Below are 26,493 nucleotides of genomic sequence, written 5' to 3'. Positions count from 1 at the left end.
GTTCAGCCGAACTGAAGTCGCATGGAGTGAATTTCGAAGTCCGAATCGCCGTCGATTCCTCCCGCGAGGATCATCACATCCGGCCATCCGGAGCAATCAGGCGTGCGGTAGAGAAATATGCTCTTGTGGTAATTGTTCTGCACGGACAAGAAGTGATCGGCCTTGAAATCGGTGAAGCAGCCGGTGATCTCTGTGCCGTCCGGGTTCGTCAGCGTCGCGCCCCATTCCTCGCCTTGAAAATACAGCTCGGTCCACAGGCATACATCCCATCCGCAGGAGTATGGCTCGGGGTATTCGCTCTTTGCTGACGCGGTTCGATCGCTGAGGCATACGGTGGCAACGGCCAATGCGGCTGCGCAGTATGAAGTAAATCGTCGGTACACGGTGGGTTCCTCCCCTTGATGTGACGTTGCCGTCATGGAACCTCGACGACGCACTTCCGCCTACCCATCGATCGGTCGGAAAGGGGTGAATCCGCTGGTGGGAGAGGGTTTCTCGGTTTGCCGGTCCGGCGGCGATCAACCGTTGTCGAGAGCCTGTTGCAATGTCGTGAGATAAACGGTCGCGGAGTCGGTTTCGGCGGATCCGATATGTTGGTAGATCGTGATGGCATCGCGGAGTTCGGTTATCGCCGTGTTGATGTCGCCGAGGCTGGCTCGGCTGCGCGCGAGGCCGTCCAGCGCCCGGGCTTCGTGCAGGGGACTGTTCACCTGACGCGCCAGTTGTAGCCCGACGGTGAACAGCGCCAATGCTTTCCCGTGTTCCCCCGTTTCGGCGAGCGCCGCGCCGAAGCGATTGAGGGCCTCCGCCTCCATGATCTGATCCCCGGCATCGTGCAGCATCGCTATGGCCTCCTGGCCCAGTTCGATGGCGGCCTGGCGATCGCCGCTGCGGTAGCGCGCCGATGCCGAAATGCCCAGCGCCACAGCCTCGATCATGCGGTCGCCGACGGCACGTGCCAGGGTCAGCGTGCGCTGCGCGGCGTCGACTGCGCCGGGCAGATCACCGCTGTCCGCGAGGACCAGCGTCAGATATGTCAGTGCGTAGAGTTCGTGGAAATTGCCGGGGTCGAGGGATAGCGACAGCGCTTCGTTCAACAGGCGCACCGCGCCGGGGAAGTCGCCGCGACGCCAGTGCGCCGCGCCGAGGTGGGTGACGGAGGCCGTTTGGCCGACGCGATCGTCGAGTTCACGGTAGATCGTGAGTGCCTGTTGCAACAGATCCGCGGCATCCTGATAGACGCCGGTCCGGTAGTGCAGCAAGCCGAGACCGAGGAGGGCATTGGCGTCGCCGAGCCGGTTGCCGAGTCGCTGGTAGATCCGGCGAGCCCTCTCGAGTATTTCGGCGGCTTCGTGCTTGTCGCCGGTTCGGTGGCCGATGATGCCCAGGCCGAGGCAGGCATTGGCCTCGGCGAACGGGTCGTCGATCCGCCGAGCCAACTCGATCGCCCGTCGATGTAGTTCGCCCGCCTGCGGCCAGGGGCCTTCGCGAAAGAGCAGGCTCGACAGCGCATCGATCAGTTCGATTGCCCGCGATGGTTGGTCGTGGGACGACGAATGCTCGATGAAGGCCAGGAAATTGGCGCGCTCCCGCCGCATCCATGCCAGAGCCTCAGCTGTGTCGCGGAGATTCCGGGGCGACGGAATGGGCGCTCGCGGCGGCCTGACAGCGGTCGGGTCGGTGGGTTGGGTAACGAGCCTGAGATATCGGTCCGCGGTCGCTGCGGTGTCGCAGTAATAGGAGTGGAGGCGGTCCAATGCGTCGGCGCGGTCGCCGGGCGTGTCCGTAGCCGCGAGGTCATGCGCGTATTCGCGCAGCAGGTCGTGCATGCGGTAGCGACCGGGTGTGGTCTCGTCGACGAGGTGGTCGGTGTAGAGGGCCTCGAGGGCGCGTCGGGCCCTGGCCAGCGGGATGTCGTCGAGGGCCGCGGCGGCATATTCGTCGAAGTCGGGTCCCGGATGCAACCCCAGCCGACGGAACAACCGCTGCAGATCAGGACGCAGGTTGTTGTAGGAGGTGGTGAAGGCCGCGCGGACCGCGCGGTCACCGCTGTCGAGTTCACCGAGACGGTCCTGCGCCGTGGCGAACTCGGCGGCCAAGCCGCTGAGAGTCCAGGTGGGGTGGTGGGCTACGCGCCCGGCCAGCAGCACGATTGCCAATGGTAGAAAGCCGCACCATCGGACGATCTCGCCGACGGCATCGGCGTCGCGTCCGCTCGGATCACGTTGTGCCAGCAGGCAGAACAGGTCGGCGGCGTTGTCGGGAGTGAGGGTGTCCAGCGACAGCGGGAGGGCGTTGTCCAGGGCGACGAGTCGGCGACGGCTGGTGATCAGGGTGAGACAGCCCGCCGCGGCCGGAAGCAGCGGTTCGATCTGGGCGTGGTCGCGAGCGTCGTCCAGTACCAACAGCATTCGCTTGGCGGCGACGCGGTCGCGCCACAGATCGCGACGCGCGTCGAGTGAGTCGGGTATATGGCCCGGTGCGATTCCCAGATCGGTGAGCAGGGTGGCCAGTACGTCGGCGGGTTCGGTGGGTGAATGTCCCGGCGTGTGGGTGTTGAGTTCGACGAAGAACCGGCCGTCGGGGAATCGATCGGACAGCAGATGCGCCGCACGGGTTATCAACGCGGTCTTACCGATGCCAGGCATGCCGTCGACGGTGTGGATGGAAACCACTCTCCCCGGCCCCGCGGCCTCGATGATCCGGCGCACCTCGGCATCGCGTCCGACTAATGTGCCGATATCGCGTCGCAGGGTGGTCGTGACCGTCGGACGCACGGGTTCCGCGATCGCCGCCTTCCACAGACGCCGCCACGCAGTGCGATTCGACAGGGTCGACGGGACCGGCCCCGACGCCGCCTCGGCCAGCCTGACCAATGTCACCAGCACCGGTTCGAACGATTCGTAGCGGGAGGGCACATTACGACCGCTGCGCCAGTCACTGATGCGCTGCGGCAAGGCGCTACGGTTGCTTTCCGGCGCTCTGGCGGCCCGCATCCGCGCCTCGGCGGTATCGGCGACCCGTTGCAGGGTGGGATTGCCCGCGGCCTCCCACAGCCGTGTCAGCTTTGCCGCGAAAGCCGCTCGCGGCGAACGACTCTCGATACCGCCGTCGAAACCGCCAACCCCGCCCACAGGGACTCAGGGTATCGACAATCCGGACGCGGCGGAAGTTGTTGCCGCCGCTTCGGTCAGGCCACGGCGCCCTCTGCTCGAAACCGGCGAGATCGGCTGCGCCGCAGCGGTTACCATGGCACCGTTCCCGCATCGTCGAAGAATTCGCCGGTCGGTCCGTCATCGGGAAGGGTTGCGAGGTGTATCGCGATCGCCGCGCCCTGTTCGGGGGTGCGGTGGCCGCGGAAGCCGTTGAGGTCGGTGGCGGTGTAACCGGGGCAGCCGCAGTTGATCAGGATGTTGGTGTCGCTCAGTTCTTTCGCGTATTGGATGGTGACGGCGTTGAGGAAGGTTTTCGACGCCGAGTACGCGGCGGAGATCGGGCCGGTCTCGGCGCCGGGCGTGGTTTGCAGGGTGAGGGAGCCGACGCTACTGGACATGTTCACGATTCGCGGTGAGGACGATCCACGCAGCATGGGCAGCATCGCGTTGGTGACGCGGATGACGCCGATCACGTTGGTTTCCACGGCATTTCGCACGGTCGCGGGATCCACCGTGGTGGGTGTCTGTGGCATGCTGCCGGTGATCGCGGCGTTGTTGACGAGGACGTCGAGGCGTCCGGCGCGGTCGGCGATGAGATCGGCCGCGGCGGCCACACTCGCGTCGTCGGTGACATCGAGCGGTACACCGAACGCATCGGTTCCGGCCGCGCGCAGCTTCGCCACCGCTGCTTCGCGGCGTTGTGAATCCCGCGCGCCCACACCGATTCGCCAGCCGAGGGCGCCCAGGCCCGCCGCGATCTCGTATCCGATTCCCTTGTTCGCGCCGGTCACCAGCGCGATCGTCTGTGCACTCATATCGTCGATCCTGGTTCGGCAGCGGGGAGCGCGTCCAAGACCGGCCGGGTAGGCGGCAATACCGTACGGGTATCGGTCGCGGTCGGCGGCGGATACGATGCCAAGGTGGAGACGCGGGAGTTGCGATACTTCGTCGCCGTCGCCGAGGAATTGCACTTCGGTCGGGCGGCACAGCGGCTCGCGATGGCGCAGCCGCCACTGTCTCGGGCCATTCAGCAGCTCGAGCGGCGGCTGGGAGTGGTGCTGCTGCACCGTGGCTCGCGCGCAATCACTTTGACCGAGGCCGGGGCGGTGCTGCTGCGGGAGGCCCGGGCCGTGCTGGACGCGGTCGACGCCGCGGAGCGCCGCACCCGACGCGCCGCCGCCGATCGGCCGGGCATAGTGCTGGCCACGAAGGCCGGAGCGTCCAGCGAACTGTTGGCGAAGCTGCTCGACGCCTACGCCGCCGAACCGGGCGCCGTCGCCGTCGAGGTGATGCTGTGCGGGCCCGGCGAACAGGAGAGACTCCTGCGCGACGGTCGCGCCGACGTCGCCCTGCTCCACCGGCCTTTCGACACCACGGCCGGATTCGACACCGAGGACCTGCACACAGAACAGCAGGTCGTGGTTCTGCCCGCGGGACACTCTCTCGCCGATCGGGCCCAGATGTCGCTGGCCGAGGTCTCCGTCCTGACGGACCTGCCGTTGCCGCGCTGGCCGCGACGGGATGGAAGCTATCCGGACGGCCCCGGGCCGCGGGTTCGCGACCATACCCAGCTGACCCAGCTGATCGCGCTCGGCCGAACCTGTGCGGTCATGCCCGAGTCCGTCCGAACTCATCTGCACGACAAACACGCCGTCGTGCCGGTGCCGGACGCACCGGCAGTCACGACCGTCATCGCGTGGCCACCGCACAGCAGATCCAAGGCCGTCGCCGACCTCGTCCGCACCGCGGTACGCCTCTAGCCGAGGGACTGTCGTCGCACCGGTATACGATCCTGAGATCGTTCTTGATGGGGAGGTCTCGGTATGCGAAAAGTTCTGGCGCTCATGGTGGTTGCGTGCGCCGCGGTGTTCGGTGCGGCGGGAGTCGCTGCGGCGGAGCCGGATTCGGCGGGGGCGCGGGAAGCGGCTTGTGAGTTCGTGCGGAATTTCGAGAGTTACGACTATCGGGATATGGATGCTCACACCGCGCGCATGCTCACGTTGACGACCGGTGGGTTGCGGGAGAACCTGATTCGATCGTCGTCGACGCTGGCGGATCTGATGGCCGCCGATCAGGTGCATTCGGAGCCGGGGAATGTGGTGTGCGCGGTGGAATCCGTCGACGGCGATACCGTCCTGGTGCGGGCCGACGCCGAACAGATCATGACCTCGCGCAGTACGCAGGGGCAACCGCAGACCAGTTCGACAACCATGGTCGTGACCGAGCGGAACGTCGGCGGTCGGTGGCTGGCATCGGATGTGCAGACCGCCGAATGATGCGGGAATCAGGTCAGGGTGGCCAGTAGTGCGGCGAGGTGGTCGCGGGTGACGGTGAGCTCGTCGAGGCTGGACTGCGCGGCGGACAGTTTGCGCGCGATCGCCTCGGCCCCGGCGGGACAGGAAGGGAGCAGGACCGTTTCGGCTTCCAGACAGGGCAGGAAGCCGACGATCTCACATCCGCGCCCGCGGCGGCGAATTGCCGCGCCGCCGCTCGCCCCGATCCCGGTGCCGCCGCCCGTGATGACCACCGCGCGTCCCCGCAGTGAAGTCGATTCGCTCATGCCGCGACGCTGAACCTTGACCTCGGGGTGAAGGTCAACCTCTCAGGGGATCAGTACGAGCTTGCCGGGCGCGTGTCCGGCGATGCCGACCTCATGGGCCTTCGCCGCCTCGGCGAGTGGGAAGGTGGCGTCGACGATGACCCGCAGGGCACCGGATCCAGCGCGTTCGACGAGCTCACCGCGAGCGGCATTGCGCAGTTCGGCCCCCGCGTCCTCGCCTGGGCCATAGCCGAGCGATTTGATGCCGGTCGCGGCGCGGCGGGGCGATCCGGTGATCGAGGAGATCCGGTCGCGGTCGGCCACCAGCTCCAGCGAGACATCGAGCGCCTCGTCGGTACCGGCGAAATCGACTGCGGCGGTGACGCCTTGCGGCGCGGCGGCGCGCACGCGGTCGGCGAGTCCGGGGCCGTAGACCACGGGAGTCGCGCCGAGTTCGCGCAGCAGCGCGTGATTGCGCTCGGCGGCGGTGGCGATCACGGTCGCGCCCGCGGCGGTGGCCAGCTGCACGGCCATCAGTCCGACGCCGCCCGACCCGCCGTGGACCAGTACCGTATCGCCCGCGCCCACCCCCGCGGCGTGCAGCGCGTGTACGGCGGTGGTGCCGGTCAACATGAGCGCACCCGCCTGGGCCCAGTCGATTTGGGCTGGCTTGCGGAACAGCGCGTCGGCGGGGGCCGTGATGTAGTCGGCGTAGGCGGCGGTCACGGGGTACACGATGACCTCGTCACCGACGCGCACATCGGTCACCTCCGCGCCGACCTCGGTGACCACGCCCGCGCACTCCAAACCGAGCGAGGGCATCGAGGCGGCGAGTCCGGCGGCATCCTTGTGATCGTCGTCCACATCGTGGAACGCCCCGCTGTAGAGCTTCCAGTCGATCGGATTGACCCCGGCGGCCCGGACCTCGACGACCACGCCGTCGGCGGCCGCGCTCGGAGTGGGCGCCTCGGTCACGGTGAGCACATCGGGTGTGCCGTAGGCGGTCGGACGCACAATTCGGGGCATGACGGGACTCCTTGTCCTGATGTCGAGAACTTCCGAGGACGAGTATCGACGCACCGAGGTATGACCCGCAGCGCAACATTGGCAAGTAGTAGTTGCGTCTGCTGCAAGCTATGTTCGCATTTCCCTCCGGGCCATCTATCGGACCTGCGGCAACGAAGTTTTATTCGGAATGAACTTCGAGGAGCAGGAGTGACTTTGGGAGCAAGGCGGTGCGGTCGACTGGCGCTCGTGGCGCTTACCGCGATGCTGTGTTTCGGTCTGGTCTCGGGTGGTTCGTATGCCCTGGCGGACGAACCGCCAGACCACGGCAGTATGGCGGGTGGTGGGACCTCGCTGCAGGAGGCGTTGGGGGAGATGCAGATCAAGGCCGACGAGATCACCGACAAAGAACTGGCCGAGGCGAACCTGTGCACATCGGCGCAGGAGAAACAGGGCGACGACGATAAGAACGTATACAACGAGTGCGTCGACAAACGCAGGGCCAGCGTCCGAAAGCGTTACGACAACATACTTGTCGACGGCAAGAAGATCGCTGACGATAAGCGGCTCAGTAGGATAACGCCCTACGAGATGAAGGGCGATGACGGAGTCGCGCCAATGACCGTCGCGGTCAACGCGCGAGCAGTGGCGCTGGATGTATGCGGAAATCTGATCGAACGAGGCGGGGCCTACTGCGATGACATTGTCGAGCCGTGCACGGCGAACACATGCGACGCGCTGGCGGACTATCGCATCAAGAAGGCCGGTCACGGCCTGAAGGCCAAGCGAGGCAACACCCAGAACGACAGCAACCTCGACGAGATCGACCGCGATCTGAAGGCCGCCGCCATCCTCGCCTATAAGACGACAGACGGCGGCGACAGCGAAAATCGAACGGAGGCCGACAAAGCCGAGGCGGTCGCGATCGAAATGTGGCGGCTGAAGCGCTGGTTGAGATAGCCGCGCCGAATACCCGGGAAAACAGGTGGACCTCGCCGTGGACTTCCGTATGGAATAGACGCGGATCAGGCGCCGTTCGATCACGGTGTCGGGGCGAGGAGAGGGCGTGTCGTTGAGTGCCACAGCTACCACCGGGTCTTCGGTAGGTTTTCGCTCCGAGCGTGGGCCCGTCCTCGCGGCGATCATGCTCGCCACCTCGCTGGTAGCGCTCGACTCGACGATCATCGCCACCGCGGTGCTCACCATCACCGAACGGCTCGGCGGGTTCGCGCAGTTCCCGTGGTTGTTCTCGATCTATCTGCTCGCGCAGGCGGTTACGGTGCCGATCTACGGCAAACTCGCCGACACCGTGGGGCGCAAACCGGTGATGCTGTTCGGCATCGCGGTGTTCGCGCTCGGTTCGCTGCTGTGCGGGATCGCGACGAATATGGTGGCGCTCATCATCTTTCGCGCGGTGCAGGGCGTCGGCGCGGGCGCGGTGCAGCCGATGTCGGTGACGATCGCGGGCGATATCTACACCCTCGAGGAGCGCGCCAAGGTGCAGGGCTACCTCGCGAGCGTATGGGCCGTCTCCTCGGTCCTGGGCCCCCTGCTGGGCGGGGTGTTCTCCGAATATGTGAGCTGGCGCTGGATCTTTCTGATCAACCTTCCACTCGCTGCGCTGGCCGGCTGGGTGCTGATGCGGAACTTCCGGGAGACCCCGCAGCGTCGGCGTCATCGCGTCGACTATCTCGGCGCCGGACTGCTCACAGCCGGGGCGGGCGCGGTCATTCTGGCGTTGCTCGAGGGCGGTCATTCGTGGGGTTGGGCGTCGCCGACCGGTATCGCCCTGTTCGGCGGTGGGGTCGGCGCGCTGGCGGCATTCGTGGTGGTGGAGCGGCGAGCCGCGAATCCTGTTCTGCCGCTGTGGATCTTCGGCAGGCGGGTGATCGTGGCCAGCAGCCTGATCTCGGTGCTCGTCGGGGCGATCATGCTCGGATTGACCTCGTACGTACCGATTTTCACCCAGGATGTGCTCGGCACCGGCGCGCTGGTCGCCGGACTGACCGTGGGAGCGCTGACGTTGGGCTGGCCGCTGTCGGCCGCGCAGTCCGGCCGGATATATCTGCGGATCGGCTTCCGCATCACCGGCCTGATCGGTGCGAGCATCGCCGCGCTCGGCGCCGGATCACTGCTGCTGCTCACCGATGATTCGCCGTTGCTCGCGGTGGCCGCGGGCTGTTTCGTGGTGGGCGCGGGCCTGGGCCTGATCGCGAGCCCTAGCCTGATCGCGGCCCAGACCAGCGTGGACTGGTCGGAACGAGGCGTGGTGACCTCGTCGAATATGTTCGCCCGCTCGATCGGCAGCGCGGTCGGTGTCGCGGTATTCGGCGCACTGGTCAACGCCGGCGTCGGCGGGGTGAACCATCCCGATCGGGCCGCCCTGTCCTCGGCGGTCCACGGCGTCTTCATCGGCGTGGCGGCCATGGCTGTGGTCATGATGCTCGTGGGCGCGGCCATGCCGCGCCCGCGTCCCGCCCGCTCGGTCTCGCTGCCCGTCGCCGACTGAACTACGTCGAGATCTTGTCCCAGTGCATCCGATCGTCCGCCAGGAATTCAAGATCCAGTAGCTCAACGCCCCCGCGCCGGACGCACGATGATCTCGTTCACGTCCACATCATCGGGCTGGGACAGGGCGTAGGAGACGGCCGAGGCGATGGCGTCCGGTTCGAGGGCGTGCGCGCGATAGGTTCGCATCGCCTGTGCCGCACCGGGTTCGGTGATGGAATCGGCGAGTTCGGAGGTGACCACGCCGGGGGAGATGGTCGTGACGCGGATCGAGGGATCGCATTCCTGTCGCAGCCCCTCGGTGATCGCCCACGCCGCGTATTTGGTGCCCGAGTACACCGCGCCCGTCGGCACCACCTGATGCGCGCCGATACTGGCGACGGTGACGAAATGGCCCGACCCCTGCGCGCTGAAATGCGGTAGCGCCGCGGCGATTCCGTAGAGCAGGCCGCGTATGTTCACATCGATCATCCGCTCCCACTCGTCGACCAGCAGCGAGTCCAGCCGCGACAGCGGCATCACCCCGGCATTGCTGATCAGCGCGTCGACGCGGCCGGTCCGCTCCCGCGCCAGAGCGACGAATCGTCCGACATCGGCGCGGTCGGTCACATCCAGTTGGGTCGGATGCAGACTGCCGCCGGATTCGGTTGCGGCCGAGGCGATCCGCTCGGCCAGGGCGTGTAGGCGATCGACGCGCCGCGCGCCCGCGATGACGTGGTGTCCCTCGGCGGCCAGCCGAGCGGCCACCGCAGCGCCGATTCCGCTGCTGGCGCCGGTGACGAGGATGGTTTTGTGTTCCGACATGCCCACCACGATCGCCCGATCCGGCGATCGGTGGCAGGCCGCGTTTCTCCTGGTAGCGCGACGGCTACCCGCTCACATGGTCGAGGCGTCGATGACGAACCGGTACCGCACATCGCTGCCGACGGCCCGGTCGTACGCCTCGTCGATTTGGTCGGCGGAGATGATCTCGATCTCTGCGCCGATACCGTGCTCGGCGCAGAAGTCGAGCATCTCCTGGGTCTGCGGAATGCCGCCGATCATCGAACCCGCCAGTGCGCGACGGTAACCCGCGAGGGTGAACGGGCCGACGGACAGGTTGTTATCGGGCAGGCCCAGGATGACCAGGGTGCCGTCGAGAGCGAGCAGCTTCATGTAATCGTCGACGGGCAGTTCCGCCGAGACCGTGTTGAGGATCAGATCGAAGCGGCCGCGCAGATCGCGGAAGGTCTGACGATCCTTGGTGGCGAAGTAGTCCTTCGCGCCGAATCGCAGGCCGTCCTCCTGCTTGCTCAGCGTGCTGCTGAGCACCGTCACCTCCGCGCCCATGGCCGCGGCGAGTTTGACACCGACGTGCCCCAGACCGCCCATGCCGATGATCGCGACCTTCTTGCCGGGGCCCGCATTCCATTTACGCAGCGGCGAATACAGCGTGATGCCCGCGCACAGCAGCGGCGCGGCCTGATCGAGGGGAAGCGAGTCGGGAATGGACAGCACGAAGTTCTCGGTCACCACGACCTGCGTGGTGTAGCCGCCGAAGGTCACCCCGCCGGGCTGGTACTCCTCGGACACCTTCGTGTTGTAGGTCATCGTGGTGCCACGCTGGCAGACCTGCTCCTCGCCCATCAGGCAGTAGCGACACTCGCCGCAGGAGTCGACCATGCAGCCGACGCCGACTCGGTCGCCGACCTTGTGCTTGGTCACCGCCGAACCCACGGCGGCGACGAGTCCGGCGATCTCGTGGCCGGGTACGCACGGATAGGTGGTGCCGTGCCACTCGTTGCGGGCGGTGTGGATGTCGGAGTGGCAGATGCCCGCGTACTTGATATCGATCAGTACGTCGTGCGGACCGAGTTCGCGGCGCTCGATCGTGGTTTTCGCGAACCGACCGTCGGGCGCGGAGATGGCATACGCGGCAGCAGTGGTCATGCGTTCATGCCTACTCCCGCATACTTGACAATGCAAACTATTGCGAGATAGGCAACGCGAGCAGCGTCGACTCGCCGATCGGATGTGCCCAGCGCGGCCGAGACCGTATCCGATGCTGATCGGATGGCGATCCTGCTGGCCCTGGTTTCGATGTGCTCGACCCTGGTGGGCGGTTTCGTGGCGGCCCGGATCGGGGAGCGTAAGCGCCTGGTGCTCGGGCTGGCCGCGGGCGTGATGCTCGGGGTGGTGGCCTTCGATCTGCTGCCGGACGCGCTGGCCGAATCACATGAGCAGATCGCCGGGGTGCCCGGTGCGCTGATCGCGGCCGTGGTCGGCTTCTTCACCGTGCACATCATCGAGCAGGAGATGGCCGTGCACGTCGGCCACGAACACGAATTCGGCGCGCACACCCACGATTTCCAGTCGGTCGGCCTGCTGGCCGCGGGCGGGCTGATCTTCCACAGCATGCTCGACGGCCTGAGTATCGGCGTCGGCTTCCAGGCCGGGACCGCGCTGGGTGTCTCGCTGGCCATCGCGGTGATCTGCCACGACTTCGCCGACGGCTTCAACGCCTTCACCATTCCCACGCTCTACGGCAACGAACACCGCCGGGCGGTGATACTGCTGTGGCTGGACGCCATCGCGCCGGTGGTCGGCGCGTTGATCGGCACGCTGATCCACGTGCCCGCGCAACTGGCCGGACTGTATCTGGGCTACTTCGCCGGCTTCCTGCTCTATCTGGCCACCGGCGACATCCTGCCCGAGGCCCACGCCGGGAAACCCTCGCGGCTGGTGCTGCTGTGCACGATCGCGGGTGCGGTGCTGATGTTCGCCGTATCCGTCCTGAATCACTGATTACGCGACATGGACCAGTTGTTTTGGTACACATAGAAGCACAATCGCCGGAGATCCGCGGGGCGCGCACGAGGCGGAGGTGTCGATGTACGACGGCACGAATACAGCCGATGTGAACAGTACGCAATCGCCGCGCGCGGGCCGGGCGGGCCGGGCGATCGCGCTGCTGATCGCCGTGCTGCTGACCGGTGTCGTACTGCTGGGATATCGAGATCAGCTGCCGCGCTGGGCCTTCGGGATCGGCGACTCCTCGGCGACGCTGCTCGGACCGCCGCTGCCGCCGATGGATTCGGCCGTGGTCGCCGCCGCGGTCGAGCCGCAGCTGGTCAATGTGAATGTCTCGATCCGGCCCAGTGGGATCAACGCCGCGGGGTCGGGCATCGTGCTCACCGCCGACGGACAGGTGCTCACCAGCCATCATGTGATCAAGGGCGCCGATGTCATCACGGTCGGGGATCTGGGCACCGGGCGCGACTATCCCGCGACCGTCCTGGGTTACGACGCGACCGCCGATATCGCGCTGCTGTCGCTGCCCGGAGCCAGCGGCCTGCCGATCGCGCGGATCGGCAGTTCGGCCGGATTGCGGTTGGGCGATGAGATTCTCGCGATCGGCAATGCGGGCGGCACCGGATCGCCGACGGTCACCCCGGGCACGGTGACCTCGCTGAGCAGTTCGATCCGCGCGCGCGACGCGGCGGATCTGTCACTCAAATCGCTCACCGGCATGATCGAGGTGGCCGCGCCGGTGGCCTCCGGACAGTCGGGCGGGGCGCTGGTGGATCGGTACGGCGCGGTGATCGGGGTGATCACGGCCTCATCGGGGGAGGTGGCCAAGGCGGCCGGACGGGCCAGCGGATACGCGGTGCCGATCGATACGGCCATGAGCGTGATCCGCCAGATCCGTTCCGGCACACCGACCGACACCGTGCATGTCGGCCCGACCGGAACCCTCGGCGTGCTGACCTCCGAGGCCGGACGGCTCGCCGGCGCTCGCGTCGATGTCGCGCTCTACGGACAGCCCGCCTACCGCGCGGGCTTGACCGCGGGCGAGGTGATCACCGCGGTCGATGGGCGGACGATCACCTCGCCGCAGACGCTGAAGGCCGCGCTGAATGTCCGCAAACCCGACGACGCCGTGCGCCTGGAGCTGACCGAACCCGACGGCTCACACCGCGTACTGACCGTGGTGCTCGCCGTCGGGCCGCCGAATTAGAACAGCGAGAGCCAATAGTCCTGGAAGCGCAGGAACACCAGCAGCAGCACGACCGCGTAGAACAGGGCCACGAAGGTCCAGCGCCATTCGGCGAGGATCCGTAGCGGCATGGGCGAATCGTGCCACAGCAGATCGGTGACCACCGCGAGGATGACCGGGGTGAACGCCCAGACCACCATGCAGTACGGGCACAGGGCGTTGATCCGGTACAGACTCTGGAAGATCAGCCAGCCGATGAAGCCGATACCCAGCGCCGCGCCCAGCCAGAGCCCGCCCCAGAACCATTTGGGCAGACCGACTCCGGCGATGGCCAGCACCGCGACGGTCACCACGACCGAGAAGCCGACCACGCCGATCAGCGGATTCGGGAATCCGAATACCGCCGCCTGATGGGTGGTCATGACCGACCCGCAGGCCAGCACGGGATTGATGCTGCAGGACGGCCGATAGTCCGGATTCTGGAACAGCTTGAACCGCTCCACCGTCAGCGTGACCGCCGAGATCCAGCCCGCGAGACCGGCGATCAGCAGCAGCCACGCGGAACGAGCAGGTGCGCCGATCACTTCGCCACGGCCTCGATCTTCTGCTTGAAGGCGTCGGGCGAGAGGTCGTTCGGCTGCAACTGCTGGCCGTTGACGTAGATCGTCGGAGTCTGGTGGATGCCGCTGTTCAGCGCGTCCTTGGTGACCTTCTGCACGTACTTGTCGTACTTGTGATCGGTAATGCACTGGCCCACAGCGGGATCGGTGTACCCGGCATCCTTGGCGATCTGGACCAGCTTGTCGTCGGGCAGGCCGCCCGCGCCCTCCGGCGGCTGCTGCTTGAACATGCTCTCCAGCCATTTCTGGAATTTGGCCGGATCGCTACCGGCCACGCAGTAGGCGGCATTGGCCGCGCGCGAGGAGTAGCGGCTGTTGCCGCCGGAGTTCGGATCCAGGAACGCGATGATGTTGTACTCGACGGCCGTATTACCGGAGGCGACCGCCTCCTCCAGGGTCTTGCCGTTGAGGGCCTCGAACTGCTGGCAGGCCGGGCACTGCAGATCGGCGACCACGCGGACGACGGTCTTGGCGCCGGCCTTGGCGAGCCGGATCGAACCGTTGTCGGTCAGCGAGCCGACGATGCCGTCGGCCGTGGCCTGGGAGGGAATCGGTGGCGTGGGCCCCGGATCGTTCTTCTCGGCGTTGCGCACCGCGATGCTGATCCCGATGGCGGCGATGAGGCCGACCAGGACTACGGCCACACCCACTTGGATCAGAATGGTGCGCGTCCGATCGGTGCGCTGCACCGAGGCCAGCGCATTCTTACCCCGAGGATTCTTGCTCACCTTCGAGTTCACCACGCCTTTCCTGTGTTCGTGAGGACACCCGTTCCATGCCGCCCCGATGGTACGGGCGCGGCCGGACGGACGTCGCGCCCGGACACATGATTACCGGCCAACCTGAGATTCCGGTCAGAACTTCATGTTCGCGAGATGTTCGGACCCCTACGCGTCGGCGAGGCGGCGCTGCTGTTCGGCCACGTCGAATTGGGCCTTCGGCCAGGTCAATTCGAGGCGTTGCAGTGCGTCGATCAGCAGTTCGGTGACGGCCAGGCGGGCGTACCACTTGCGATCGGCGGGAATGACGTGCCAGGGGGCCTGCTCGGTCGAGGTGCGATCGAGCATGGCCTGGTAGGCCTCCTGATAGGCGGGCCAGTAGGCGCGCTCGTCGATATCGCCCGGATTGAACTTCCAATATTTGTCCGGTCGTTCGAGGCGCTGGGCCAATCGCTTCTTCTGCTCGTCCAGGGAGACGAACATGGCCACCTTCACGATGGTGGTGCCCGCCTCGACGAGTTTGGCCTCGAACTTGTTGATCTCGTCGTAGCGCTTACCCCACACCTCGGGCGCGACCAGATCGTGCACCCGCACCACCAGCACATCCTCGTAGTGGGAGCGGTCGAAGACGCCGATCTGCCCGCCGCGCGGCAGCTTTCGACGGATGCGCCACAGATAGTGATGACGCTTCTCCTCCGCGGTCGGCACGCCGAAGGCCGCGTGATCGACGCCCTGCGGATCGACCGAGCCGATGACATGACGCACGATGCCGCCCTTGCCCGCGGTGTCCATACCCTGCAGTACCAGCAGCACACTGCGAGGATCGCCGGAACGACCGTTGGCGTAGAGCATCTCCTGCAGATCCGACAGGACCTGGGTGCGTTCTGCGAGCAGCTTCTCACCGTCGGCCTTGGCGCCCTTGTAGCCGGGCGTGGCCGAGGTGTCGAGATCGCCGACCTTCACACCGTCGGCGCGTAGCGCCTTGGTGATCGAGCCGGGGCGGGGAGATTTGGGCATGCAAGCGAGTATGGCCTGTGTTGTCCCGGAATCACTGGATGCAGGCCAGGCGGGTCAGTTGAGCGGCGAGATCGCCATCGGCGACCGGGGTGAGGGAGAGATCGGCGGCGGTGGTGAGCAGATAGCGGCCGTCGCCGGTGAAATCGAGCCAGGTGCGGTGGCGGGTCGGGGGTGACATCGGATTATCGGGTGCGACGGTGACGGTGATGAAGCCGCGGGAGTCGACCGGATCGCGGAGTTTTCGCCGGAAGCGGGCGGCATTGCGATGGCCGTGGGTCAGATAGGGCGGTTTGCCCTCGGGATCCAGCACGGCCTCCTGCGGTTCGCGCATCGATTCGCCCTGTCCGGGCGGGGCAGAGCCGATCACCTCGACCAGTTCCGCGCCGAGCGCGCGGGCGTGGCAGACCCGCACCACCACCGCGTCGGCGCGACCGATCAGAATTCCGGCGTGATTGTGGACCACGGCCGCGAAGGCGAGGATGCGTTCGGGTTCGCGGCCGTGACGCTCACCGGAGACCGTGATCGTGGTCGCGTCGGCCCGCGCGCACAGCAGCAGCGCGGCGGTCAGATCCGGATCGGTATTGCGGGCGTAGCGATGCCGCAGGCTCAGCGCGGCGTATTCGCTCTCGGTGCGCGTGGTGGCCGCCGGAACCATGTTCACCGGATAGGGCCGTCGATCCAGGCCGGTCTCGGAGGCCCAGACGTGTGTGAACTCGTCCGGGGTGAGGACCCACTTCACTACTCGCGACCCCCGCTCGGCGCCGGGGCGAATCTGGGCACCCGGTCTCCGGAGGCGGGCAGGGTCGGGTTGTACACGTAGGTGAGCACATCGCGGGCGTCGGCGAGGGCGGCCGCGGCGGCCAGGTCGTAATCCATCCGGCGTCGACCGCCGTGGACGGCCTCGGCCGCCGGATCGTCGAGCGGGCGGTAGGGCCGCGGCGGGGGCGGGATGGCGTCGCGAATCGATTGCGCGGCTTCGGCATCGGCCTCCATCAGGCGCTGGAGGGTGTCGCAGGCGTCGGGCAGAGCCAGGCCGCGGTCGACGAATTCGCGGGTGGCGCGCTGGGCGACCTCGCGACTGTGGCCGCGCCAGCGGGCGAGTTCACCGTTGACCGAATCGGCGAACACCCGGAACGCCTCGCCGACCAGTTCGGCTTGGCGACGCCAGGTGTCGGCGACCCGGCCGAGGGCCGCGGGATCGAGCGATTCGTGCACCAGATCCCAGATCTCCTGATGGGTGAACGCGCCGAAGACCTCGCGATCCGGCACGTAGGGCGGATCGACCTCGGCCGGGCTCACCGATGATCCTCCAGCCGCACGGTGACCAACTCCACCGCGGCGCGGCCGGCGGCCTCGGCCTCCTCGACGTATCGGCCCGCGGCCAGATAGGCGGCCTTGAACAGCAGCGCGGTCTGCTGGAAAGCCGTGATGAGGTCCAGGAATTCGCGGCCCTTGTCGGCGAAGCCCTGGGTCAGGGCCTGGCCGGAGGGCAGTTTCGGAAAGCCGGTGACGTCGGTGACCTGGGGATCGAGGGTATGGGCGCGCTGCAGATCCTCGATCAGGCGATCGCACGCCGCGGCCAGGCTCCGGGCCACATCCTCGTCGATTTCGAAGATCGAACCATCGGAACCCGTGGTCGCGGAATACAGTTCGCGAGCAGCCTGCTGTCCGGTTTCCGGGACCCCCACTGTGCTCCCCTTCCGATCACCGCCCCTCGATCGGGACCCTACCCGACCGGGATCGGGCGTGTCGGGCGTCGCCACTGTGACCCGGCACACCATTGCCACCGCGGGATTGGTCTAATGCCCTGCGCCCAAGGCGATTCCGAGCATGGTCTGGACCAGTGCGGCGGCGAAACCGGGCAGGGCGGCCAGGCCCGCCGGATCGACCAGGGTGGAGGCGACCGTGGTGGTCGTGCAGCCCGGCGGCGGGGTCTGGCCCGCCAGTACGCGATCGAGCCAGGCCATGGCGGGACCGGCCGAGGTCAGCGCGATGATGGTGTGGTCGCTGACCAGATCGGGCAGCGCGTCGCGGGTGTAGCTCACCGACGCGCCCCCGGCGCAGAATCCGGCGACCAGATCGTCCACCGCCGCAATCGGACTGACCTCGTCGTTCAGACCGTTGACGACATAGAGCGGGGTGGTGGGCGTGGCGAAGCCGCGGGCGCGTTCGCGCAGTGCGGCCCGCAGGGCCGGATCGGCCAGGACCTGATCCATCGGCGCGATCATGAGCTGATCGGAGCGGCGGAACAGATTCTTCAGCACGGTTTCGGGAGCGCAGTCGCGCCCCGCGGCGGCGACCACCGCCCGGCCCTGGGGGGTCAGATAGTGATCGATGGTCGCGGCGAGTTCAGGGGAGTCCTTGGCCAGGGCCGCGACGCCGATCGGGGCCAGGCCGCCGAGCAGCCGTCCGTTCACCGCGCGCAGGGCTCCGTCGAAATCGTTGACGGGAGCGCCGAGTACGGCCCCGGCCAGATTCAGCTCGGGCGCGTATTCGGGTTGCAGTTCGGCGGCCCAGTCGGTGGTGATGCCGCCACCGGAGTAGCCCCACATGGCGGTCCGGGTGGCCGCGCCGGGCAGGCCGAGCGGGGTGAAGTTCTCCGCGGCGCGAATGCCGTCGAGGACGGTGTAGCCCATGACGCGCGGGGTGAGGAAGTTGTTGTCGACACCCGAGGCGTCGGGTACCGAAACCGCCCAGCCGCGCGCCAGACCGGCCGCGGTGAGCGCGAATTCCATGGGCGGCAGCGCGAATCCGGACTCCTTGGCGGTATCGAGGATATCGAGCGGATTGCTGTTGACCAATGAGTACGAGGGCATGCACGCGCGCTGCATGGAGTCGTAGGCCATGTTGTAGGACAGCAGTGGTCGCGGCCGCGCGGGACCCTGCGGGACCATGACCGTGGTGACCGAGGCGTAGGGATTTCCGTCGGAATCGGTTGTCCGATAGAGCAGCTGCCAACTCTGCGCGCGGACGGGGAACAGCTCGAGCGCTTTGACCACGACCGGCCTGCTGCGCAGTACCGTGCCCGGCGCGGTGTCCTCGTATCCCGCGGGCGGGGTGTAGAAGGTGTCGTCTTCGCCCTGCGCCACGGTCGAGATCTCCGGCTCCGCAGCGGCTTTCGGTGTCAGGTGCGCCGGTGCGGCGAGCGCGGTCGCGCAAACCGCCAGCACCATGGTCGCCGAGCCCCACCATCGTCGAATGGACAGTGCCATACCCCACCCCTCCCAGTTCCTGCTACCCGCCAGTACTGTAACGGGTTTCAGGGACCGGGATGATCGAAACGATTGAGATTCATTGGGGCCGAGAGGCGCTCACGTACTGAAGCAGTCCGTGGATCTCCTGCTCGATGTCGACCAGGCCCGCCTGGGTGAACAGCTCGGGAAAGGTGTCGATATCGAAAACCCGCAGCCCGCCGGCATTCCCGACCGCCGAGCTCACCGCGCCGAACCAGGTGTCGGTGCGCTGGCTGGTGCTGATGGCGATGCGACCGCCCGGGGCCAGTACCCGGATCATCTCCCGGGCCGCCTCGAGCGGATCGGGAATCAGGTACAGCGCACCGAAACAGCACACGGCGTCGAAACTGCCGTCGGGGAACGGCAATCGGCGAGCATCGCCGCGGACGTAACCGACGTGCGGGCCGGAGTTGTCCGCGCGGGCCTGGCGCAGCATGGGTCCGGAGAAGTCGATGCCGATCGCGAAACCGTCGCCGTCGAGCTGTTCGCTCAGATAGTGGGTGATATTGCCTGGACCGCACGCGACGTCGAGCACCCTGCTGTCCGGGCGCAGGTGCAGGGTGCGCGCGGCATCGCGGCGGTCGGCCTGCATGGTGCGACCGGTCGCCAGGAAGAACGTCGCCGGGCGCCACGCGCGTTCGTAGACGAGCGCGAACGCGGGATTGTTCATGGTGCGCCGGGCGAGGTTCACGCGGTCATCCTAGCTGTAACAACCTGTAACAGGTACCCCTCAAGCGGGCTCGACCTCGACCGTGATGCCCGCCCCGCGCATGCGCTCGGTGAGCGCGTCGCCCATGGCCGAGGCCGGGGTCAGAATGCCCGCGAGCGCGGGCAGCTCGTCGAAGGCCAGGCACAGTCCGGCCTGGCCGAGCATGACCGAGGTGGCCTGATAGCCCGGATCGCCCTTACCCGCGAAGGTGCAGACGTATTTCGCGCCGGAGGTGGTGTGCGCGAAGGTCTTCATGGTGAACCAGCCGCCGCGCCGGGACTTCTCGTCCGGTCCGGTGCCGGGCTTGGGCAGCACCCGATCCAGCAGTCGCCGTCCGGCCGCGACTCGCGACAGCACCGCGCCGGCGGCCATGGTCGCCACGATGCCGCCCGCGACGCCCGCCGCCACCAGCGGCGCGGTCGGCGACGAACCGGTGCCCATCACCTCGCGATAGCGGAAGTTCTTGCCGTACACCCAGCCCAGCAGGCCATTGCTGCGGCGCACGATCTTGGTGTTGTGCTGGGCCATGATGAAGGTGGTGACCCAGCCGTCCAGGCTCGGATCGATATTCGACGCGCGCGACAGGGCCTGATCGGACTGGCGGCCGACATCGGGTTCCATCGAGCGGTCCGGGCTCAGCGAATACGGATGCGACAGCACCGAACCCTTGGCCGGATCCGCGGCGATGGCCTCCATCATGGCGCGGCCGGAGTCGATGGTGCCGCCGCTGGCCCCACCCTTGAGCCAGGCGACCAGGGTGGTGTCGGTGAGCTCGCCCGTATTGTCCGCGACCGAGCGGCGATACAGCTGATACACGCTCAGATCCGACGGAATCGAGTCGTAGCCACAGGAATTCACGATCTTGGCGCCGGTCTCCGCGGCCTGTTCGCCGTAGCGGTCGATACATTCGCGGATGAACAGCGGCTCACCGGTCAGATCGGCGTAGTGGGTGCCCGCCTGGGCGCAGGCCTGCACCAGCGGCAGGCCGTAGCGCAGGTACGGGCCGACCGTGGTGACCACGACCTTGGTCCGGGCCGCCAGCGCGTCGAGTCCGGCCTGATCCGACGAATCCGCTACCAGCAGAGGCCATTCCGCGGCCGCCGCGCCCAGTTCGTCGCGCACGGCGGTGAGTTTGTCGGGCGAGCGGCCCGCCAGGGCGATCCGCGCGTCCGGCGGTGCGGTCTCGGCCAGATAGGCGGCGGTGAGTTTGCCGACGAAACCGGTCGCGCCGAACAGCACGAGGTCGAATTCCCTGTCTGCCATGGGTCTTTCACATCTCCTGACGGCTGGTCACGCCTTGCGCCGCTTCGCGGTGCTCGACTTCTTGCGCGCGGTGGTTCTCGGGGTCTTCTTGGGGCGCTGCGCCAGCCACGCGTGATGCAGCTTGCCCAATTCGGTGACCGGTGGATCGCCGTAGAGCCATTCGCGGGCGATGCGATGCCAGTTCGCCGTCGCCTCCAACTGGCCGAGGACACCGAAGGTGAGGAAGTCGGCGCGGCGGGAGAACAGATGCTCCGGCGGCAGGTTCTGCTGTTTCATCCCGGCGTACTCGGCGGCGCGGGGATCGACGGCGAGAACGAAGGCGCCGCTGGCCAATTCGGGGGTGATGGTCAGCTCCTCGTCGAGCACCACCCACTCGCAGGCGGCCAGCACGTATTCCAGCGCCTCCTCGGGGGTGACCTCGTCGGGCTCCTCGATCACGCCGCGGTCGATCAGCAACTGCCACAGCTCGTCCGCGCGATCCTCGGCCGCGAACCGAATACCGGCCATCTCGGCCTGCACGTGTTTGGGATCCATCCGGTTGTAGAGGCCGAAGTCCAGGAACGCCACCCGGCCGTCGTCGCCGAGCAGCAGATTGCCCGGATGCGGATCGCCGCAGAACTCGTTGAAGGTGAACAGCGATCCCACGTAGAAGCGGTAGATGATCTCGCCCACCCGATTGCGCTCGGCCGCGGGCAGGGCCCGGATCTCCTCGAAGCCGCGGCCGGGGAAGTATTCGCTGACCAGCACCCGCGTACTCGACAGTTCGGGGAATGTCTTGGGCACCACGATGAACGGATGGTCGGTGTAGAGCTCGGCGATCTCGCACTGGGTGTTGGCCTCGGCGACGTAGTCGAGTTCGCTCTCCAGATTCAGCCGCAGCTCGTCGAGGACCGCCGGGGTGACCCAGGGCATGGCCGACTGCAGTACGCGCCGGAACATGGCCAGATTCTTCAGATCCGCGCGCACCGCCACATCGATGCCCGGGTACTGCACCTTCACCGCCACCTGTCGGCCGTCGTGCAGTCGGGCGCGATAGACCTGGCCGATCGAGGCGGCCGCGATCGGCTCGGGCTCGAATTCGGCGAACAGCTCGGTGATCGGGCGGCCGAAATCCTCCTCGATCACCGCGATCATGGTCTCGAAGGACACCTTCGGCGCGCTGTCGCGCAGTACGGCCAGCCGGCGCTGGAAGCGTTCGCGATGTTCGGCGGGAACCAGATCCAGATCCAGGACCGAGAGCATCTGCCCGAGCTTCATGGCGACGCCCTTCATGGTGCCCAGCACCATGACCATCTGCTCGGTCGCCCGGATCATCGACTCCTCGGCCATACGGGCCCGCACCGCTTCGGAGCGGCCGCGCATGGAGCGCCGAGTGCGTTGAGCGCGGATGACATTGCCGGCGACCGCCACACCCAGCTTGGTCCCGCGAGCAAGTCGGGACGTCGGCAACTCTTTCGCCATGGAGAGCTACTCCGCCTCTCTGCGTGTTCCTCGACCAGCGTTTGCCGCCTGCTAACAGGCTGGCCGATCATGGGAGTCCGGGTCAAGAGGTGAGCCGCGGTGTCGCCCCACGGAATATCGCGACGCGGATTGTTGCGTCGAGGAATACGACCGGATGTACTTTCCGCGCCTCACTCTTCCCGGGCGGGAAGATGATGCGGTTGGGCGTTGAAGGTCTCGGGCGAGCCGTTCGCGCGGACCATGCCCTCGATCGCGCTCCAGGCCATCATGGTCATGTGGTCGAGCATCTTGTCGGCCGTCATGGCGCGATTGGTGATCCACCAGTCGGTCGCCAACTGCACGCCGCCCACGAGGACGTAGGCGTAGAGCATGATGCCCTCGGTCTCGACGCCGCGGTCGAAGGCCTTGTCGCGCAGCACCGCGGCCACCACGTCGGCGAACAGCTTCTCGAAGTCGGCCAGCGTGGATTTGTCGGTGGTGGCGCCGTTGCCCATGATGAAGCGGTAGACGTCGGTATCGGCGTCGACGGTGTGCACGTAGGCGGCGAGGGTGTTGCGGACCAGCTGATATTCGTCGAGGTCGTCGCTGATCGCCTCGTAGATGCGCGGCATCAGGGTGGTCTCGACGAACCGTTCCATAGTGGCGCGGGTCAGATCGCCCTTATCCGAGAAATACCGGTACAGGACGGTTTTCGAGACGCCGATCTCGGCCGCGATCTCGTCCATGCCCACATCGCCGCCGCGTTTTCGAATGGCGGCCAGGGTGCCGTCGACCAGCTCCTCGCGCCGATCGATCTTGTGCTGGTGCCAGCGTCGTTTACGACCGTCCACTCGGCCCGTGCGCGCCGGAGCGCTCGCGCCGGAACGCGTGGCTCGGTCGCCGACTTCGACGAGTTCTTCGGTGGACAGGGGTGACTCCTCGCTCGCGGATTTTATCGGGGCGCATCCAGCTTAAGTCCTTCCTCATCGGGTTGGTCCGGTCCCGTGGAAATGCGTGCCGCGTCACCGTCCGGTTCGGGCGCGGCGGGGCGGCACGGGGAGAAGCTCATCGATCCAGCCAGCAGAATGGAAATATGGAGCAATCTCCCGGCAGCGTGCCCGCTGTGTCCGAATCGCGCGTGGTTGCCGCGCCCCCTACCTCGTTCGCCGATCTGATGGACGAGACCGGTAAGCGGCGTGACCTGCGCAAGATGAAGATGGTCGCGACGGGTTTCCTGATCGCGGCGACGGTTGTGTATCTGTTCTGCTGCTGGATGGGTTCGCGCGGGGCCGGCGGCAACTGGGTCGGATATGTGCGCGCGGCGTCGGAGGCCGGCATGGTCGGCGCGCTGGCCGACTGGTTCGCGGTGACCGCGCTGTTCCGGCATCCGCTCGGCCTGCCCATTCCGCATACCGCGATCATTCGCAAGAAGAAGGATCAACTCGGTACGAGTCTCGGCGACTTCGTGCGCACGAATTTCCTGTCGCCGGATACCGTTGTGGCCAAGGTGAATTCGGCGCAGATCTCGCTGCGGCTCGGACGCTGGATGGCGCAGCCCGACCATGCCGCGCGGGTGTCGGAGGAGACCTCGACCCTGTTGCGCGCGGTGATCGGCGCGCTGCGCGACGAGGATGTCGAGCAGATCATCGACCAGACCATCGTCAAACGCATCGCCGAACCGCTGTGGGGTCCGCCGATCGGGCGGGTGCTCGCGGAACTGCTGTCGGAGAACCGGCAGGCGCCGATGCTGGATCTGCTGGCCGAGCGCGCCCATCAATGGGCGCTGGGCAGTCAGGAGACGATCGATCGGATCGTCCTGCGCGACGCGCCGTCGTGGGCGCCGAAATTCGTCAACGTGCTGTTGTCGGAGCGTATTTATCGAGAATTGGTGGAATTCACCTGGAAGGTGCGTTCACAGCCCGATCACGAGGTGCGGCTCGCGGCGACCCGGTTCCTCGAGGATTTCGCGCACGATCTGCAGTTCGACGACGCCATGATCAAGAAGGCCGAGCGGATCAAGACCGAGATCATGGGCCGCGAGGAGATCACCGGAATGGCTCGGGCCACGTGGCGCGCGGCCAAGCGGATGATTCTGGAATCGGCCGACGATCCGAACAGCACGTTGCGCCGCAAGGTCACCGAGAACGTGCAGCAACTGGGTCAGCGCCTGGTCGACGAGACCGAACTGCGCGAGCGAATCGACTCCTGGACCGAACGGGGCGTTCGGTATCTGGTGTCGAACTACGGTTCCGAGATCGCGACCCTGATCAGCGATACGGTTGCCCGGTGGGATGCCGACGAGGCGAGCTCCAAGATCGAATTGCAGGCCGGGCGCGATCTGCAATTCATCCGAATCAACGGAACGGTGGTGGGATCGCTGGCGGGACTTGCGATCTACGCCGTTTCGCATTTGTTGTTCCCTGGCTGGTCGGCGTAGCGCCGAATGTTTGCCGAATCAGTGCTAACAGAGTGCTTGCAATAGTTAGCACTTCGTTTTAGAATCGTCAGTACAACCGCCGGAAGGTGAGTGATGGCACAGGAGCCCGAGGTTTCCGATCAGAACACCGGAGTGGCCCGCGTAGCCAACGCGGCACACGACATCGGAAGCTTCATCCGTGCGCAGCGGGAAGCCGCGCAAGTCTCGCTGCGACAGCTCGCACAGCTGGCGGGGGTGAGCAATCCGTATCTCAGTCAGATCGAGCGCGGACTGCGTAACCCGTCCGCCGAGGTGCTCGCGCAGATTGCCAAGGGTCTGCGGGTCTCCTCGGAGGTCTTGTACGTGCGGGCCGGCTATCTCGAGCAGCGGCCGCACAGTCCGGTCCGGGACGCCCTGCTGGCCGATTCGGGAATCACCGAGCGGCAGAAGCAGGTCCTGCTGGACATCTACGAATCGTTCCGCCGGGAAAACGCGGGGAACGACATCGGAGGGGACGCAACGGAATCCGAGGGGGGCGTTCCCCGGGGGGACAGGGACAACGAGGTTCCGCACCATGCCACCGATGGCACTGCTACCGAAGTTCCACGCCAGGAGAACGAAACATCATGACCGAAGCCAACGCCACCGTGACCAAACCGCTGTACGCCACCGTCGGTGCGGGTGACGCCGTCTACAAGGCCTTCACCCAGATCGTCGACGACCTGCGCGGTCGCGCCGCGACCGCCGATGTGACCGGCCGGGTCGAGGAGGCGCGTGAGCGTCTCGCCAACCTGCCCGCCGATGCCCAGGAGCGGATCGAGTCGCTGCGCCAGCGTCTTTCGAGCCTGCCCTCCGAACTGCCGGACGACGTCGCCGAGCTGCGCGAGAAGCTGACCCCCGAGGAGCTGCGCCGGATCGTCGACCAGTACTACCACCAGCTGCTGGACATCTACTCGGATCTGGCCGTGCGCGGTGAGGAGACCGTCGGCAAGCTGCGCGAGACCAATGCGACCTTCGACGAGCAGTTCGGCCGGGTGGAGAGCACCTACACCGATGTCGCCGGCCGCATCGAGGATGTTCTCGGCAAGGTGACCGACCAGGCCCGCGGTCTGCTGACCAAGGCCGCCGACGAGGTCGTGGAAACCGGGTCCGAGCTCGAGGCCGAGGTCGTATCGGTGACCACCGAGACCGCCGGCGCGCTGGAGGATGTCGCGAACGAGATCCCGGTCAAGAAGGCCCCGGCGAAGAAGGCTCCCGCCAAGAAGGCCGCCCCGGCGAAGAAGGCCACCGGCACCGCCGCCCCCAAGAAGTAAGGCCTGCGGCCGTAGGGAATTCGCCCTGCACCGCGAGGTCAGCGATAGCCGCCGCGCGGTGAGGTCGGCACAGGCCCCCGTGCGGTGAGGTCGGCACAGGCCCCCGTGCGGTGAGGTCGGCACAGGCCCCCGTGCGGTGAGGTCGGCACAGGCCCCCGCGCACCGAAGCCATCAATTGCCCCCGCGCACGTTCTTCGCGCGGGGGCGTTGCTTCTATCATTGGTGATGTGTACCAGCTGACAAGTGCAATCATCTGGCTGCTGTGGCTGGCGGCAATGGGTGCGACCATCTTCGCGCTGGTCCATGCGATCAGGCAGCGGGCCGATGCCTTCACCGCCGTCGACAAGCTGACCAAGCCGATCTGGGTGACGATCCTCGCGGTCGCGCTGGGCCTGCTGTTCCTGGCCCGGACGCCTGTCGGACTGATCGGCATCGCCGCCGTGGTGGCCACCGGCGTCTATCTGGCCGATGTGCGCCCGAAAGTGGACGAGATCCAACGCGGCCCGCGCTGGTAGTCCCGCCCCGTCCTACCTGCGGCGTCGCCCCGCGACCACACACCCGTCGTTCGCCTTCGCGAACG

At 66.9% G+C, this 26,493-nt stretch carries 28 protein-coding genes; 10 read left to right on the top strand and 18 right to left on the bottom strand.

The window, feature by feature from the left end; genetic code table 11:
- Positions 1–2: 2 nt before the first annotated feature.
- The 3 genes from NP4_RS19495 to NP4_RS19485 all read right to left on the bottom strand — a co-directional run bounded on the left by NP4_RS19495 (position 3) and on the right by NP4_RS19485 (position 3,970).
- The gene (locus NP4_RS19495; RefSeq protein ID WP_169813768.1) at positions 3–383 is read right to left on the bottom strand and encodes a peptidase inhibitor family I36 protein; all 381 of its coding nucleotides are present in this window, start codon (positions 381–383) and stop codon (positions 3–5) included.
- A gap of 135 nt (positions 384–518) precedes the next feature.
- Positions 519–3,134, bottom strand: coding sequence for an ATP-binding protein (locus tag NP4_RS19490; protein ID WP_067999684.1), 2,616 nt, complete (start codon positions 3,132–3,134; stop codon positions 519–521).
- A gap of 110 nt (positions 3,135–3,244) precedes the next feature.
- Positions 3,245–3,970, bottom strand: a complete 726-nt coding sequence (locus NP4_RS19485; protein WP_067999682.1) for an SDR family NAD(P)-dependent oxidoreductase — start codon at positions 3,968–3,970, stop codon at positions 3,245–3,247.
- 105 nt (positions 3,971–4,075) lie between these two features.
- On the opposite strand from NP4_RS19485, the gene NP4_RS19480 reads away from it, so the two are divergent.
- Positions 4,076–4,915, top strand: a complete 840-nt coding sequence (locus NP4_RS19480; protein WP_067999679.1) for a LysR family transcriptional regulator — start codon at positions 4,076–4,078, stop codon at positions 4,913–4,915.
- Between the two features lie 63 nt (positions 4,916–4,978).
- Entirely contained in the window at positions 4,979–5,431 is a 453-nt protein-coding gene (locus NP4_RS19475) for a hypothetical protein (protein WP_067999677.1), read from the top strand.
- Between the two features lie 8 nt (positions 5,432–5,439).
- Here NP4_RS19475 and NP4_RS19470 read toward each other — a convergent pair whose 3' ends face one another.
- Both NP4_RS19470 and NP4_RS19465 read right to left on the bottom strand, forming a co-directional pair.
- Positions 5,440–5,715: a MerR family transcriptional regulator gene (locus NP4_RS19470; RefSeq protein WP_147287922.1), complete on the bottom strand. Its 276-nt coding sequence runs from the start codon at positions 5,713–5,715 to the stop codon at positions 5,440–5,442.
- Positions 5,716–5,757: 42 nt separating this feature from the next.
- Positions 5,758–6,720 (bottom strand): NADP-dependent oxidoreductase, encoded by a 963-nt coding sequence (locus NP4_RS19465; protein WP_067999674.1) that lies wholly within the window; start codon positions 6,718–6,720, stop codon positions 5,758–5,760.
- A gap of 189 nt (positions 6,721–6,909) precedes the next feature.
- On the opposite strand from NP4_RS19465, the gene NP4_RS19460 reads away from it, so the two are divergent.
- Positions 6,910–7,659 carry a hypothetical protein gene (locus NP4_RS19460; RefSeq protein ID WP_156524923.1) on the top strand — a complete coding sequence of 250 codons (750 nt, stop codon included), beginning with the start codon at positions 6,910–6,912 and terminating at the stop codon, positions 7,657–7,659.
- Positions 7,660–7,771: 112 nt separating this feature from the next.
- Positions 7,772–9,208, top strand: coding sequence for an MDR family MFS transporter (locus tag NP4_RS19455; RefSeq protein WP_067999853.1), 1,437 nt, complete (start codon positions 7,772–7,774; stop codon positions 9,206–9,208).
- 62 nt (positions 9,209–9,270) lie between these two features.
- On the opposite strand, the gene NP4_RS19450 is transcribed toward NP4_RS19455, so the two are convergent.
- Together NP4_RS19450 and NP4_RS19445 are read right to left on the bottom strand one after the other, a co-directional pair.
- Positions 9,271–10,011, bottom strand: coding sequence for an SDR family oxidoreductase (locus NP4_RS19450; RefSeq protein ID WP_067999671.1), 741 nt, complete (start codon positions 10,009–10,011; stop codon positions 9,271–9,273).
- A 72-nt stretch (positions 10,012–10,083) separates the two neighbouring features.
- Positions 10,084–11,136 carry an NAD(P)-dependent alcohol dehydrogenase gene (locus tag NP4_RS19445; RefSeq protein ID WP_067999670.1) on the bottom strand — a complete coding sequence of 351 codons (1,053 nt, stop codon included), beginning with the start codon at positions 11,134–11,136 and terminating at the stop codon, positions 10,084–10,086.
- Positions 11,137–11,259: 123 nt separating this feature from the next.
- Here NP4_RS19445 and NP4_RS19440 point away from each other — a divergent pair, with 123 nt between their 5' ends.
- Complete coding sequence (locus NP4_RS19440; protein ID WP_067999851.1) at positions 11,260–11,991, top strand: ZIP family metal transporter; 732 nt, start codon at positions 11,260–11,262, stop codon at positions 11,989–11,991.
- A gap of 85 nt (positions 11,992–12,076) precedes the next feature.
- Positions 12,077–13,204 carry a S1C family serine protease gene (locus NP4_RS19435; RefSeq protein ID WP_067999849.1) on the top strand — a complete coding sequence of 376 codons (1,128 nt, stop codon included), beginning with the start codon at positions 12,077–12,079 and terminating at the stop codon, positions 13,202–13,204.
- Here the strand turns inward: NP4_RS19435 and NP4_RS19430 are convergent.
- From NP4_RS19430 to NP4_RS19380, 11 genes are all read right to left on the bottom strand, one after another.
- A complete protein-coding gene (locus NP4_RS19430) occupies positions 13,201–13,767 on the bottom strand; it encodes a vitamin K epoxide reductase family protein (protein WP_067999668.1) in 567 nt (188 codons plus the stop codon). The two genes, NP4_RS19435 and NP4_RS19430, sit on opposite strands and share 4 nt — an antisense overlap.
- Positions 13,764–14,543 carry a DsbA family protein gene (locus NP4_RS19425; protein ID WP_245997715.1) on the bottom strand — a complete coding sequence of 260 codons (780 nt, stop codon included), beginning with the start codon at positions 14,541–14,543 and terminating at the stop codon, positions 13,764–13,766. The genes NP4_RS19430 and NP4_RS19425 overlap by 4 nt, the downstream gene beginning before the upstream one ends.
- A 147-nt stretch (positions 14,544–14,690) precedes the next feature.
- Positions 14,691–15,539, bottom strand: a complete 849-nt coding sequence (locus tag NP4_RS19420) for a polyphosphate kinase 2 family protein (RefSeq protein WP_067999666.1) — start codon at positions 15,537–15,539, stop codon at positions 14,691–14,693.
- A 31-nt stretch (positions 15,540–15,570) separates the two neighbouring features.
- On the bottom strand, positions 15,571–16,278 hold the full coding sequence (locus NP4_RS19415) for an ESX secretion-associated protein EspG (protein WP_067999664.1): 708 nt from the start codon (positions 16,276–16,278) through the stop codon (positions 15,571–15,573).
- Positions 16,278–16,838, bottom strand: coding sequence for a hypothetical protein (locus NP4_RS19410; protein WP_067999661.1), 561 nt, complete (start codon positions 16,836–16,838; stop codon positions 16,278–16,280). Before NP4_RS19410 ends, NP4_RS19415 begins: the two co-directional genes overlap by 1 nt.
- Positions 16,835–17,227: a hypothetical protein gene (locus NP4_RS19405; protein WP_067999660.1), complete on the bottom strand. Its 393-nt coding sequence runs from the start codon at positions 17,225–17,227 to the stop codon at positions 16,835–16,837. Before NP4_RS19405 ends, NP4_RS19410 begins: the two co-directional genes overlap by 4 nt.
- Positions 17,228–17,338: 111 nt before the next feature.
- Complete coding sequence (locus tag NP4_RS19400; RefSeq protein ID WP_067999658.1) at positions 17,339–18,751, bottom strand: lipase family protein; 1,413 nt, start codon at positions 18,749–18,751, stop codon at positions 17,339–17,341.
- Positions 18,752–18,830: 79 nt separating this feature from the next.
- Positions 18,831–19,463 carry a class I SAM-dependent methyltransferase gene (locus NP4_RS19395; RefSeq protein WP_067999656.1) on the bottom strand — a complete coding sequence of 211 codons (633 nt, stop codon included), beginning with the start codon at positions 19,461–19,463 and terminating at the stop codon, positions 18,831–18,833.
- Positions 19,464–19,502: 39 nt separating this feature from the next.
- Positions 19,503–20,744 carry a saccharopine dehydrogenase family protein gene (locus tag NP4_RS19390; protein WP_067999654.1) on the bottom strand — a complete coding sequence of 414 codons (1,242 nt, stop codon included), beginning with the start codon at positions 20,742–20,744 and terminating at the stop codon, positions 19,503–19,505.
- A 27-nt stretch (positions 20,745–20,771) separates the two neighbouring features.
- Complete coding sequence (locus NP4_RS19385) at positions 20,772–22,205, bottom strand: ABC1 kinase family protein (RefSeq protein ID WP_067999651.1); 1,434 nt, start codon at positions 22,203–22,205, stop codon at positions 20,772–20,774.
- 170 nt (positions 22,206–22,375) lie between these two features.
- Positions 22,376–23,035, bottom strand: a complete 660-nt coding sequence (locus tag NP4_RS19380; protein ID WP_067999649.1) for a TetR/AcrR family transcriptional regulator — start codon at positions 23,033–23,035, stop codon at positions 22,376–22,378.
- Between the two features lie 242 nt (positions 23,036–23,277).
- Here NP4_RS19380 and NP4_RS19375 point away from each other — a divergent pair, with 242 nt between their 5' ends.
- The 4 genes from NP4_RS19375 to NP4_RS19360 all read left to right on the top strand — a co-directional run bounded on the left by NP4_RS19375 (position 23,278) and on the right by NP4_RS19360 (position 26,428).
- The gene (locus tag NP4_RS19375) at positions 23,278–24,621 is read left to right on the top strand and encodes a DUF445 domain-containing protein (protein WP_067999648.1); all 1,344 of its coding nucleotides are present in this window, start codon (positions 23,278–23,280) and stop codon (positions 24,619–24,621) included.
- 93 nt (positions 24,622–24,714) lie between these two features.
- Complete coding sequence (locus NP4_RS19370; protein ID WP_067999646.1) at positions 24,715–25,230, top strand: helix-turn-helix domain-containing protein; 516 nt, start codon at positions 24,715–24,717, stop codon at positions 25,228–25,230.
- Positions 25,227–25,913, top strand: coding sequence for a heparin-binding hemagglutinin (locus NP4_RS19365; RefSeq protein ID WP_067999644.1), 687 nt, complete (start codon positions 25,227–25,229; stop codon positions 25,911–25,913). The genes NP4_RS19370 and NP4_RS19365 overlap by 4 nt, the downstream gene beginning before the upstream one ends.
- 218 nt (positions 25,914–26,131) lie before the next feature.
- Complete coding sequence (locus NP4_RS19360) at positions 26,132–26,428, top strand: DUF2516 family protein (protein ID WP_082876007.1); 297 nt, start codon at positions 26,132–26,134, stop codon at positions 26,426–26,428.
- Positions 26,429–26,493 lie beyond the last annotated feature (65 nt).

Source organism: Nocardia pseudobrasiliensis NBRC 108224 (assembly GCF_001613105.1).
GTDB lineage: Bacteria > Actinomycetota > Actinomycetes > Mycobacteriales > Mycobacteriaceae > Nocardia > Nocardia pseudobrasiliensis.
Note: the sequence above shows the minus strand (reverse complement) of the source record. Positions and strands in the feature narration are given on the sequence as shown.

Bases quoted from the DNA above. Each gene is read 5' to 3' on its own strand.
- NP4_RS19485 (WP_067999682.1), bottom strand. From the start codon at position 3,970: ATGAGTGCACAGACGATCGCGCTGGTGACCGGCGCGAACAAGGGAATC.
- NP4_RS19475 (WP_067999677.1), top strand. From the start codon at position 4,979: ATGCGAAAAGTTCTGGCGCTCATGGTGGTTGCGTGCGCCGCGGTGTTC.
- NP4_RS19470 (WP_147287922.1), bottom strand. From the start codon at position 5,715: ATGAGCGAATCGACTTCACTGCGGGGACGCGCGGTGGTCATCACGGGC.
- NP4_RS19465 (WP_067999674.1), bottom strand. From the start codon at position 6,720: ATGCCCCGAATTGTGCGTCCGACCGCCTACGGCACACCCGATGTGCTC.
- NP4_RS19450 (WP_067999671.1), bottom strand. From the start codon at position 10,011: ATGTCGGAACACAAAACCATCCTCGTCACCGGCGCCAGCAGCGGAATC.
- NP4_RS19445 (WP_067999670.1), bottom strand. From the start codon at position 11,136: ATGACCACTGCTGCCGCGTATGCCATCTCCGCGCCCGACGGTCGGTTC.
- NP4_RS19440 (WP_067999851.1), top strand. From the start codon at position 11,260: ATGGCGATCCTGCTGGCCCTGGTTTCGATGTGCTCGACCCTGGTGGGC.
- NP4_RS19435 (WP_067999849.1), top strand. From the start codon at position 12,077: ATGTACGACGGCACGAATACAGCCGATGTGAACAGTACGCAATCGCCG.
- NP4_RS19420 (WP_067999666.1), bottom strand. From the start codon at position 15,539: ATGCCCAAATCTCCCCGCCCCGGCTCGATCACCAAGGCGCTACGCGCC.
- NP4_RS19400 (WP_067999658.1), bottom strand. From the start codon at position 18,751: ATGGCACTGTCCATTCGACGATGGTGGGGCTCGGCGACCATGGTGCTG.
- NP4_RS19390 (WP_067999654.1), bottom strand. From the start codon at position 20,744: ATGGCAGACAGGGAATTCGACCTCGTGCTGTTCGGCGCGACCGGTTTC.
- NP4_RS19385 (WP_067999651.1), bottom strand. From the start codon at position 22,205: ATGGCGAAAGAGTTGCCGACGTCCCGACTTGCTCGCGGGACCAAGCTG.
- NP4_RS19375 (WP_067999648.1), top strand. From the start codon at position 23,278: ATGGAGCAATCTCCCGGCAGCGTGCCCGCTGTGTCCGAATCGCGCGTG.
- NP4_RS19370 (WP_067999646.1), top strand. From the start codon at position 24,715: ATGGCACAGGAGCCCGAGGTTTCCGATCAGAACACCGGAGTGGCCCGC.
- NP4_RS19365 (WP_067999644.1), top strand. From the start codon at position 25,227: ATGACCGAAGCCAACGCCACCGTGACCAAACCGCTGTACGCCACCGTC.